The organism is Pseudomonas jilinensis (assembly GCF_003586265.1).
GTDB classification, from domain to species: domain Bacteria; phylum Pseudomonadota; class Gammaproteobacteria; order Pseudomonadales; family Pseudomonadaceae; genus Halopseudomonas; species Halopseudomonas phragmitis.
The window spans coordinates 103951-115258 of sequence record NZ_QJSA01000009.1 but is presented as its reverse complement, the minus strand read 5'-3'; the positions used below and the strand labels follow the sequence as shown (position 1 = coordinate 115258).

The window sequence follows — 11308 nt, the reverse complement described above, 5'->3', positions numbered from 1 at the left end:
CGAATCAATCAGTGCCAACGTCATGCCGACGCCAACGCCTTTTCCAAAACCACCTGCACCCGACCACCCTCAACCCGGGTCGGATAGCGATGGGTGCAGCCCACATCCGGCGCTACCGCCTCGCCACTCTCCAACTGGATCTGCCAGTTGTGCAGCGGACAGGCCACCTGCTTACCGTAGATAATCCCCTGCGACAGCGGCCCACCCTTATGCGGGCAACGGTCATCCAGCGCAAACACCTCATCCTCGCTGGTGCGAAACAACGCAATATCACCCTTGGGACCATCGATCACCCGCGAACCCAAACGCGGAATCTCTTCCAAAGCACAGATATCCAGCCAGTTCATGCGTTCACTCCTTCCAACTGCTGTACCGCAATGCGGCGGAATTCCTGTTTCAAGTCTTCCTTCTCGATCCGCTCCTTCCACGGATCCTGCTCGAACGACAACGAGAACAGCAGCCGCTCATGCAGCGCCTTGCGCCGTTCAGCATCCTCCAGTACCGCCTGCTTGATGTGCTCCATACCGACCCGCTGCATATAGTGCACCGTACGCTCCAGATAGAAGGCCTCCTCACGGTAGAGCTGCAGGAACGCCAGCGAGTATTCCATCACCTCATCCTCGGTCTTCACCTTCACAAAGAACTCACCGGCCTCGGTCTTGATCCCGCCGTTGCCGCCGATATACAGCTCCCAGCCGGAATCCACCCCGATGATCCCCACATCCTTGATGCCCGACTCGGCACAATTGCGCGGGCAACCCGAAACTGCCAGCTTCACCTTGTGCGGCGACCACATGTTGAACAGGGCGTGCTCCAGATCAATCCCCATCTGCGTCGAGTTCTGCGTACCGAAACGGCAGAACTCGCTGCCCACACAGGTCTTCACGGTACGAATCGACTTGCCGTAGGCATGCCCCGAGGGCATGTCCAGATCCTTCCAGACATTGGGCAGGTCCTCTTTCTTGATGCCCAGCAGATCAATCCGCTGACCACCGGTCACCTTGACCATCGGCACGTTGTACTTGTCCGCCACATCGGCAATCCGCCGCAGTTCCGAGGCATTGGTCACACCGCCCCACATCCGCGGCACCACCGAATAGGTGCCATCCTTCTGGATGTTGGCGTGGGCCCGCTCGTTGATGAAGCGCGACTGCGGATCATCCTTGGCCTCACCCGGCCAGGTCGAAATCAGGTAATAGTTCAGTGCCGGACGGCAGGTCGCACAGCCGTTCGGCGTGCGCCACTCCATGAAAGCCATCGCCTCCGGAATGCTGGTCAGGTGATGCTCGCGAATCGCCTTGCGCACCTGGCCGTGATTCAGGTCGGTACAGCCGCAGACCGGCTTCTCGCTCTTGGGCTTCACATCGGCGGCACCGCCCACGGTATTGATCACGATCTGTTCCACCAGGCCCACGCAGGAACCACAGGAACTGCCAGCCTTGGTGTGTTTCTTCACATCATCGACACTGAACAGCCCGTGTTCCTGAATCGCCTTGACGATGGTGCCCTTGCACACCCCGTTGCAGCCACATACCTCCATATCGTCAGGCATGTTGGCGGCTTTGTTCTGGCCCTGGTGGCCGGTGTCGCCGATAGCGTTCTCGCCGAACATCAGGTGGTCACGAATCTCGCGGATGTTGTGGCGCTCCTTGACCATCCGGAAATACCAGCCACCGTCGGCAGTGTCGCCGTACATGCAGGCGCCGACCAGAATGTCATCCTTGATCACCAGCTTCTTGTAGACCCCGCCAATCGGATCGGACAGGGTGATCTGCTCAGTGCTGTCATCGCCCATGAACTCGCCAGCGGAGAACAGGTCGATACCGGTGACCTTGAGTTTGGTCGAGGTGATCGAACCCTCGTAGCGGCCATAGCCGAGCATCGCCAGATGGTTGGCGCAGACCTTAGCCTGCTCGAACAGCGGGGCTACCAGGCCGTAGGCAATGCCGCGATGGTTGGCGCACTCGCCGATAGCGTAGACGCGCGGGTCGTAGGTTTGCAGGGTGTCGCTGACCAAAATCCCGCGGTTGCAGGCCAGACCCGCGCTTTCCGCCAGTTCGGTGTTGGGCCGGATCCCGGCCGCCATCACCACCAGATCGGCTGGAATCACGCTGCCATCCTTGAACTTGACGCCGCAGACACGGCCGTCGCCATCGTCCAGCAGCTCGCTGGTGAACTGCGGCAGCAGGAATTTGAGGCCGCGATCTTCCAGCGACTTCTGCAGCAGTTCGCCAGCGGTGCGGTCGAGCTGGCGCTCCAGCAGCCAGTCACCGATATGCACCACGGTCACATCCATGCCGCGCAGTTTCAGACCATTGGCCGCTTCCAGACCAAGCAGGCCGCCACCAATTACCACCGCATGCTTGTGGGTCTTGGCGGTTTCCATCATGGTTTCGGTATCGGCGATATCGCGGTAGCCGATCACACCGTCCAGATCGTTGCCTGGAATCGGCAGAATGAACGGGTTGGAGCCGGTGGCCAGCAGCAGACGGTCGTATTCAGCTTCGGTGCCGTCGTCGGCGATCACCTTGCGGTTGCGCCGATCAATCTTCACCACCTTGCGGCCGGTGTGCAGGGTAATGCCGTTTTCCTCGTACCAGGACAGCGGGTTGAGGATGATTTCCTCGAAGGTCTGTTCCCCGGCCAGGACCGGTGACAGCAGGATCCGGTTGTAGTTGGGGTGCGGCTCGGCGCCGAACACGGTGATCTCGTAGAGGTCGGGCGTCAGTTTCAGCAGTTCTTCCAGGGTTCGTACCCCGGCCATGCCGTTACCAACCATCACCAGCTTGAGCTTTTGCATCCTGTTGTGCTCCGTTGTAATGAGCGTAAAACAAAAAAGGCGCCCCACCGCTCGCGCGGTAGGACGCCTTTGTCCAGGTCCTGATCGGTCAGGAAACGACCTGTCGCCGTTGACAGGACCGTTGTATGTGAATTGCTGGTAATAGCAATGCACACAGTGTGCCAATTTATATTTTTATTGTTTTTCAATGGCTTGAGCCACTTGCCGGGCTCTTCTTGTGCACCTTATTGTGGCGTTTTGCACTGCAATGGTGCGTTTGTTGGGCTTGTGGCCCGGTTGGGTGAAAAAGGTTCCTGGGGATGTCGTACCTCGACCCAACATGGGGGGTACCAGGCATGCCGTCGAGTGAGGGACGACACCCCCAGGGAACTCAGCGAAGCAATAGCATCAACAGCACCAGATTGAGTGCGAGTGAGGTCAGGGCCACGGCGCGCCAAACCACCAGCGGCTCGCGTTCGATCAAAGGGCGGCTGGGCTGGGGCAGGCGCTCGGCCTGTTCCAGAGCCAATAACCACTCTTCGGCGGTTTCGTAGCGTTTATCAGGATCGGGTTCCAGAGCCTTGAGCAGGCATTCGTCGACCCAGCCCGGCAAATCATGGCGATAGCGACTGGGTGGGGCGGGGCGGCCAAAGCGGGGGCGCTGGAAGGCCTCGATCTCGCCGTAGGGGTAATGCCCGGTCAGCAAGTAATAGAGACTGACGCCGGTCGCATACAGGTCCTGTTGCGGGCTGGGTTCGGCCCCGGCAAAGGCTTCCGGAGCAATGAAACTGGGAGTGCCAGGCGGGTTGCCGGTCTGCCACTGGGACAAGCCGGGGCAGAAAGCAAGGCCGAAATCGAGCAGGCGCAGCACACCGTCATCGCCCAGATGCAAATTGTCCGGCTTGATGTCGCGGTGCAGCAGGTTGCGTCGGTGCAGCAGGCCGACGGCCTTGATCAGTTGCGGTGCCAGTTGCTGGAACAGTGCCAGACTCCAGAGTCCGTGCTCGCGCTTGTGCTGCTCCAGGGTCTGTCCGGCGTACTCGCGCATCACGTAGTAATGGTGCTGACGTTCGGGCAGCGGATGCAGCTCAGGGACCGATTGCCCGGCCACCCGACGCAGGAACCATTCCTCCTGCAGCAGTTCGCGGCAGGCCTGTGGTTCATCCTGACGCTGAGGGGGCAGGGTCTTAAGCAGCCAGGGCTGACCGAGGCCATCCTTGACCCGGTACAGCAGCGACTGGCGGGTTTCGCCCAGTTCCCGCTGGACATGCCAGCCCTCGAACTGCTGGTCGGGTTTCAGGCGCGGCGGCAGGGCGCGCTCGTCAGCCGGTTGCAGGGCGTCGTCGAGGCTGCTGTCAGGCAGTGTGTCGATACCGACCAGCAGTGCGCTGGCATTGTCCTGCCCGCCATTGGCCAGGGCCAGATCGATCAGCCGCTGACAGCGGCCGGGGGCGTCGTTGGCAGCCAGGGTGTCATGGATTGCCTGGTCGTTGAGATAGGCCCATACCCCATCGCTGACCAGCAACAGCTGATCGCCTTCGTCGAGTTCGCCATCCAGGTAATCGATCAGCGGGTGTTCATCCAATCCCATCGCCCGTTTGAGCACGTGTTCCATGCCCGGTTGTTCCCAGACATGCTCATTGGTCAGCTTGCGCAGTCGACCGTTGCGCAGCAGATAGGCCCGGCAGTCACCGATATGGGCCAAGGTATAACGACGCCCGCGCAGCACCAGGGCGGTCAGGGTAGTCAGCAGCGGCAGGCCACCGCCATTGGCTCGCAACCAGCGATTGTGGGCGGTCAGCAGACGCTCCAGCGCCTGAGTGACCGACCAGGTTTCCGGTGTGGAGTAGTAGTCCAGCGCCAGAGCCTGTAGGGTGGCACGGGCGGCCAGGCCGCCATCGCTGCATTGGCTCACGCCATCGGCCAGGGCCAGCAGGTGGCCCTTGCTGGCCGCCAGCTGCGGTGCGGGGGTAACCACCCGCACAGCATCCTGATTTTCCTTGCGTGGACCAGCGGCGCTGGCCTCGTCAATGCGCAGTTGCAGGCTCATGCTCAGACCCTGGCCGTGGTGACGGCCGAAGAGCCCCAGGTGGTCCGCCAGCGGCGCTTGACGCCGCTCAGACCGATCAGGGCCAGTACGCCGAGTGCCGCGAACAGCCACAGGCCAAGCTGGTAGTCGCCGGTATGCTGTTTGATGGTGCCCAGGCCGGCCGCCAATACGAAGCCGCCGACCCCGCCAGCCATGCCGATCAGGCCTGTCATGACCCCGATTTCACGATGGAAGCGCTGGGGTACCAACTGGAAAACCGCGCCGTTGCCAGCCCCCAGGCCGAGCATGGCAGCAACGAACAGGGCCAGTGCGGCGAACGAGCTGGACAGGTTGAAGCCCACCAGCGCTATGCAGATGGCGGCCACCGAGTACATGAACAACAGGGAACGAATACCGCCGATGCGGTCGGCCAGGGCACCGCCGAGCGGGCGCATCAGGCTGCCGGCCATGACGCAGGCAGCGGTGTAGTAGCCGGCGATCACTGGATCGAGCCCGTATTGGTCATTGAAGTAGCCAGGCAGGGCGCTGGCTAGGCCGATGAAGCCACCGAAGGTAACGCTGTAGAAGAACATGAACCACCAGCTGTCACGATCATTCAGCGCCATCAGATAGTCACGGGCAGCCTTGGGCTTGGGACGTTGTGGAGCGTTACGGGCCACCAGAGTGAAGATAAGCAGGGTTGCCACCAGAGGGATCAGGGCTAAGCCGAACACGTTCTGCCAACCGAACAGATAGGCCAGGCCTGGGGCGAACAATGCAGCCAGCACGGTACCGGAGTTGCCGGCGCCGGCGATGCCCATGGCTTTGCCCTGGTGCTCCGGCGGGTACCATTGCGAGGCCAGCGGCAGGGCGACAGCGAAGGCCGCCCCGGCAAAGCCCAGGCCCAGGCCAAGCAACAGCGCCTGCTCATAGCTGTTGATACCCAGCGTCCAGGCGGCGAGCAGGGCCAGAATTACGACTACCTGGCCGAAGATGCCGGCAGTCTTGGGTGAGGTGCGATCAGCCAGAAAGCCAAGTAGCAGTCGGAGAATTGCACCAGCCAGGATCGGCGTGGCTACCATCATGCCCCGTTCCTGTGCAGTCAGGCCCAGGTCGGTGGCGATCTGCACCGCAAGGGGGCCGAGCACGTACCAGACCATGAAGCTCAGATCGAAGTAGAGAAAAGCGGCGAACAGCGTGGGTGCGTGGCCGGCTTTCCAGAAGCTTGTATTCATGTGCAATCCCTCAACGTACGCAAAATCAGGCTTTGGGGGCTTTTGCCTGCAGCATTGCGGCAAAAAAAAACGCCACCCCCGACCCCGGACTTGGTCCGGGTCGGGGATGACGTCGTTGTCTGTTCAGGCAACCGCCGTTGGTTACCTGCAGGAGATATATGCAGTAAGTGTGCCAGGGTTGGTTTGTCTCGCGATGACGGTATAGGGAGGTGTTGAGGTGGTGTGCAGTGCCGTTGCACTAATCGTTGAGCATCTCGTGCATGGCGATGATCTGCTCGGCGACCTGGATCAGCTTCTGCTGGCGGGCCATGGCCTGGCGGCGCATCAGGGTGTAGGCCTCGGGTTCGCTGCACTGTTTCATGGTCATCAACAGCCCCTTGGCCTTTTCGATCCGCTTGCGCTCGTTGAGTTGCTGCTCGCGGGCCTGCAGTTCGGCGCGCAACTGCTGGTCAGTTTCGAAACGGGCCTGGGCCACGTCGAGAATGGCCTTGAGTCGGGTACTGTTGATACCTTCGACGATATAGGCGCTGACCCCGGCCTGAATGGCCTGGCGCATGATGGCCGGGTCCTGTTCGTCGGTGAACATGACGATCGGCTTGGGCTGGTCGCGACTGACCAGGCATAGTTGTTCCAGTACGTCGCGTCCGGGAGAGTCACTGTCGATCAGAATGACATCCGGCTTGCAGCTCTGCACCCGGGCCGGCAGGTCGATTGACAGGCCGGATTCGTCGAACACCTCGAACCCGGCGTCTCGCAGTGCCTCGCTCAGGCGACCGACCTTGCGGGCGGTATCGTTGATCAGCAGGATTCGCATAACGTCTTGTCATCACTCAGGGCATGAAGCTTGAAACCATGGGCATAGTCATGGGGGTTACTACCGTCCCAGTCTATGCCGTCCATCAAGCAGGCGCTGCGCATGTCGCCAGGGGCTGTTGCAATGCCCAGCGCCGAGGCTGCCTCATGATACAGGCCGGTCTGCTGAACCTGACGAGCCACGGCCAGATAGTCAGGATCGTGGCGCAACAGGCCCCAGCGCCGGAACTGGGTCATGAACCAGATGCCGTCGGACAGGTAGGGCTGGTTGACCGCACCGCCAGCATGGAAACGCAGCGGGTGGCTATCCTGCCAGACTCGCCCGTTACCGTCATCATACTCTCCTTGAAAACGTGGGAGCAGGGCACCCAGGGGAGCGTCGACATACTCGCTGGCGCTGATCAGTTGCGCGGTACCGGCGCGATTGGCAGCGTTTTCATCAATGAACCGACTGGCATCGAGCAGAGCCATGACCAGGGCGCGGGCGGTGTTAGGGTACTGTTCGGCGAATGCAGCGGTGGTGCATAGCACTTTCTCCGGATGATCCGGCCAGATTGACTGACTGGTCGCCAGGGTGAAGCCCATCCCTTCGGCAATCGCGCAGGCGCCCCAGGGCTCGCCGGCACAGAAACCGTCGATACGTCCAGCTCGCAGGTGCTCGACCATCTGCGAAGGAGGCACCACCAGGGTCTCGACATCGCGCAGCGGGTGAACGCCGTGGGCGGCCAGCCAGTAATACAGCCACATGGCATGGGTGCCGGTGGGGAAGGTCTGTGCCAGACGCAATTTTGCCCCGTCGTGGTGCGCTTTGCGCGCCAGTGCCTCACCGCTGGTCACGCCGGTCTCAAGCATTGCGCGTGACAGATTGATGCTCTGGCCGTTCTGGTTCAGCCCCATGAGCACCGCCATGGGGGTGGCAGGGCAACCCAGCCCCAAGTGAATGCCATAGGCCAGGCCGTACAGGCCCTGAGCGGCATCCAGTTCACCGCTGAGCAGCCGGTCACGCAAGCCTGCCCAGGAATTCTGTCGTTTGAGGTTGATGCTCAGGCCGTATTGCTGGGCAAATCCCTGGGTGGCGGCAACAATCAGCGAAGCTGAGTCGGTCAAGGGCATAAAACCGATGTTGAGTACCGGTTTTTCCGGGGCGTCGTTGCCCGCAACCCAGGCCAGAGGGTCGGACTGCTTTGGGGTATCCGTTTGCATGTCATGTTCCACAGGCAATAAAAAACGCCGTGCCGCAGCCTCGGTATTACCGATCTGTCAGCACGACGCCGTTGTCGTTGATGGGCATCACCATTGATGCCCTGTCGAGAAGCAAGCAAGGGGCGTGCCGGGTCCAGAACAGGTCGGCGCCAACCGGACGTGCAATTAATGCACTTAATCAGCACCTCCCTAGCGCACGATCATTACCGACTTCTTCGACTGCTGGACCACCCGCATGGCGTTGGTGCCGAGCAGGTACTCCTCCAGACGCTTGCGTTTGTGTGAGGCCATGACGATCAGGTCGACGTTGAGCTTCTTCGAGACCCGCAGAATGGCCTCATAGGGCTTGCCGTCAACCACAATGCGCTGGACCTTGATGTCCTTGGGCACATGCTCCTTGATGAACTCTTTGAACTGGTCGGTCAGGGCTTTCTTTGCCTGATCGGTGAACTCCTTGGGAAAGAAGCCGCCTACCAGTGGCAGGCCGAAATCAGGCATCACCGTGACCACATGCAGCGAAGCGTCATAGGTTTTGCACAGCACTAGTGCGGTCGGCAGGGCGCGGTCCCAGGAGGCCTTGTGGTTAAGATCGATGGGTAACAGGATCTTGTTGTACATGCATCCTCCTCAGGGCAGTGCCGGGGCATGGGCACGCTGGCGCAGCCATTGCAGGCCGACAATCAGCCCAAATAGCAGGAAGCCCGGTATCCACATCCATTCCTTGGCCCAGCGATCAACCGGGGCCATGACCTCGATGATTTCCTGATCGAACTGGAAACCCAGTTCCGCGGCCAGGCTACCGAAGTTGACCATATCGACCAGAGTGCGTTCATCTTCCTGAATCAGACCCAAGCCCAGGTTATCCAGCCGCTCCTGGCCGTCAGTGCCGTCGGGTACCGGGACCAGCAGGAAGAAAGTACGGGGGTTGCCGATATCGTCTTCACCAGCCACTTGCATGCGCAGGTAACTGTTGTCATCGACCCGGTTCAGCACTTCGGCCAATTGCGCCGGTGGCACCGACTCGTAGGGATCATGAATGATGTCCATCCAGAACCCCGGGCGGAACAGGGTGAAGGCCACCAGCAGCAATAGCAGATTTTCGTACCAGCGGCTGCGTACCAATAGCCAGCCCTGGGTCGCAGCGGCGAAGATCAGCATGGCGATGGTCGCGACGATGAAGATCAGTATCCCGTGCCAGAAGTCGACGTTGATCAGCAGCAGGTCGGTGTTGAAGATGAACAGGAATGGTAACGCCGCAGTACGCAGGCTGTAGTAGAAGGCCTGAAAGCCGGTGCGGATGGGGTCGCCGCCGGACACTGCCGCTGCTGCGAATGAGGCCAATCCTACGGGAGGGGTAACGTCAGCCATAATGCCGAAATAGAACACGAACAGATGTACGGCGATCAGCGGTACGATCAGACCGTTCTGCTGGCCGAGGGTGACGATCACCGGTGCCAGCAGGGCCGAGACCACGATGTAGTTGGCGGTGGTTGGCAGGCCCATACCGAGAATCAGACTGAGCACAGCCGTCAGTACCAGCATCAGCATCAGGTTGCCCATCGACAGGATTTCCACCAGGTCGGCCAGTACCAGACCGACCCCGGTCTGCGATACCGCACCGACGATGATCCCGGCGGTAGCGGTGGCAATACCGATGCCGATCATGTTGCGCGCGCCTGATACCAGACCCTGCCAAAGATCATCCAGGCCGTGCAGCAGGTCGTTGACCACCTTGCTGCGTCCTCGGAACAGAGCCATCAGCGGGCGCTGGGTGAGGATGATGGCAATCATGAACACCGTGGCCCAGAAGGCCGACAGGCCGGGTGACAGGCGCTCGACCATCAAGCACCAGATCAGCACGATGACCGGCAGGATGTAGTGCAGCCCGGACATTACCGTAGGCTTGGTCTGCGGCAGTTTGACCACTGGCGAGTTGGGGTCGTCCAGCTCCAGTTCCGGATAGCGTGCGCCGAGTTTCAACAGACTGACATAAACCACTGCCAGGCCACCGGCAATTACCCAGCTGGCGGCGTCGCCGAGCAGCGGCTTGAGCCAGCCCAGTCCGTAATAGACCGCAAACGACAGCCCCATGAGCAACAGCAGGCCGGTGAGAAAACCGATCAGCTTGCGCAGCAGCGGGCGCTGCGGATTGCTGCTCTGCAGCCCCTGCATGCCGGCCTTCATCGCTTCCAGGTGGACGATGTAGACCAGGGCGATATAGGAAATAAGCGCCGGCAGGAAGGCATGCTTGATCACTTCGACATAGGAAATGCCGACATACTCGACCATCAGAAAGGCGGCGGCGCCCATGACCGGCGGCATGATCTGGCCATTGACCGATGACGCCACCTCGACTGCGCCGGCCTTTTCCGCCGGGAAGCCAACCCGCTTCATCATTGGGATGGTGAAGGTGCCGGTGGTCACGGTATTGGCGATCGAGGAGCCGGAGATCAGCCCGGTCATGCCCGAGGCCACTACGGCTGCCTTGGCCGGCCCGCCTCGGTAGTGACCAAGCAGCGAGAAGGCTACCTTGATGAAGTAATTGCCGGCACCAGCCTTATCCAGCAGTGAGCCGAACAGCACGAACAGAAACACGAAACTAGTCGACACACCCAGGGCAATCCCGAATACCCCTTGGGTGGTGAGCCATTGATGGTTGGTCAGCGCCTCCAGGCTCACGCCCCGGTGCGCCAGAATCCCCGGCATGTGCGGGCCGGCCAGCGAATAGACGATGAACACCAGGGCGACGATCATCAACGGCGGCCCCAGCGCCCGGCGGGTGGCCTCCAGCAGCAGCACCAGACCAGTGACGGCGACTATTACATCGACCTGGGTCGGGCTGCCCGGGCGGCGGGCCAGGTCGGTGTAGAACAGAAACAGATAGGCTGCGCAGAACGCAGCCAGCAGCGCCAGAATCCAGTCCAGCAGCGGTACCCGGTCACGGGGGGAACGCTTGAAGGCGGGGAAGGCCATGAAGCCCAGGAACACCGCGAAAGCCAGGTGAATGGAGCGAGCTTCGGTGCTGTTAAACACGCCGAAGCCGACCATGAACGGCAGCGGCGAGGAAATCCATAATTGAAAAAGCGACCAGGCGGCCGCAATGCTGACAAGCAATTTGCCGGGGATCCCCCGGGGTTTGCGTGCACCCGTGTCGCTGGTGGCGACCAGGTCTTCCAGTTCAGTGTTGAGGTCTTCCCGTTTGGTACTCGGTTCACTCATGACAGGCACTTTTCTTCTGATTTTTTGAAC

Annotated in this window: 8 protein-coding genes; all 8 read right to left on the bottom strand. The window is 60.9% G+C overall.

The features are described from left to right. Positions 1-20: 20 nt before the first annotated feature. The 8 genes from nirD to C2846_RS11220 all read right to left on the bottom strand — a co-directional run bounded on the left by nirD (position 21) and on the right by C2846_RS11220 (position 11278). Entirely contained in the window at positions 21-347 is a 327-nt protein-coding gene (gene nirD / locus C2846_RS11255) for a nitrite reductase small subunit NirD (protein WP_080051012.1), read from the bottom strand. Next, positions 344-2800, bottom strand: coding sequence for a nitrite reductase large subunit NirB (gene nirB, locus C2846_RS11250; protein WP_080051011.1), 2457 nt, complete (start codon positions 2798-2800; stop codon positions 344-346). Before nirB ends, nirD begins: the two co-directional genes overlap by 4 nt. Positions 2801-3170: 370 nt before the next feature. Next, positions 3171-4829, bottom strand: a complete 1659-nt coding sequence (locus C2846_RS11245; protein WP_080051010.1) for a bifunctional protein-serine/threonine kinase/phosphatase — start codon at positions 4827-4829, stop codon at positions 3171-3173. Positions 4830-4831: 2 nt separating this feature from the next. Further along, positions 4832-6043: a nitrate/nitrite transporter gene (locus C2846_RS11240; protein ID WP_080051009.1), complete on the bottom strand. Its 1212-nt coding sequence runs from the start codon at positions 6041-6043 to the stop codon at positions 4832-4834. A gap of 238 nt (positions 6044-6281) precedes the next feature. Beyond that, the gene (locus tag C2846_RS11235) at positions 6282-6857 is read right to left on the bottom strand and encodes an ANTAR domain-containing response regulator (RefSeq protein ID WP_080051008.1); all 576 of its coding nucleotides are present in this window, start codon (positions 6855-6857) and stop codon (positions 6282-6284) included. Continuing rightward, positions 6842-8059, bottom strand: coding sequence for a CmpA/NrtA family ABC transporter substrate-binding protein (locus C2846_RS11230; RefSeq protein ID WP_119701488.1), 1218 nt, complete (start codon positions 8057-8059; stop codon positions 6842-6844). Before C2846_RS11230 ends, C2846_RS11235 begins: the two co-directional genes overlap by 16 nt. A gap of 189 nt (positions 8060-8248) precedes the next feature. Next, entirely contained in the window at positions 8249-8677 is a 429-nt protein-coding gene (locus tag C2846_RS11225) for a universal stress protein (protein WP_080051006.1), read from the bottom strand. 9 nt (positions 8678-8686) lie between these two features. Continuing rightward, positions 8687-11278 (bottom strand): TRAP transporter permease, encoded by a 2592-nt coding sequence (locus tag C2846_RS11220; protein WP_080051005.1) that lies wholly within the window; start codon positions 11276-11278, stop codon positions 8687-8689. Between the last annotated feature and the right edge of the window lie 30 nt (positions 11279-11308).

What these genes read in the sequence shown, in the direction of transcription:
- nirD (WP_080051012.1), bottom strand. Translation starts at nt 347, where the DNA reads ATGAACTGGCTGGATATCTGTGCTTTGGAAGAGATTCCGCGTTTGGGT.
- nirB (WP_080051011.1), bottom strand. Translation starts at nt 2,800, where the DNA reads ATGCAAAAGCTCAAGCTGGTGATGGTTGGTAACGGCATGGCCGGGGTA.
- C2846_RS11245 (WP_080051010.1), bottom strand. Translation starts at nt 4,829, where the DNA reads ATGAGCCTGCAACTGCGCATTGACGAGGCCAGCGCCGCTGGTCCACGC.
- C2846_RS11240 (WP_080051009.1), bottom strand. Translation starts at nt 6,043, where the DNA reads ATGAATACAAGCTTCTGGAAAGCCGGCCACGCACCCACGCTGTTCGCC.
- C2846_RS11235 (WP_080051008.1), bottom strand. Translation starts at nt 6,857, where the DNA reads ATGCGAATCCTGCTGATCAACGATACCGCCCGCAAGGTCGGTCGCCTG.
- C2846_RS11230 (WP_119701488.1), bottom strand. Translation starts at nt 8,059, where the DNA reads ATGCAAACGGATACCCCAAAGCAGTCCGACCCTCTGGCCTGGGTTGCG.
- C2846_RS11225 (WP_080051006.1), bottom strand. Translation starts at nt 8,677, where the DNA reads ATGTACAACAAGATCCTGTTACCCATCGATCTTAACCACAAGGCCTCC.
- C2846_RS11220 (WP_080051005.1), bottom strand. Translation starts at nt 11,278, where the DNA reads ATGAGTGAACCGAGTACCAAACGGGAAGACCTCAACACTGAACTGGAA.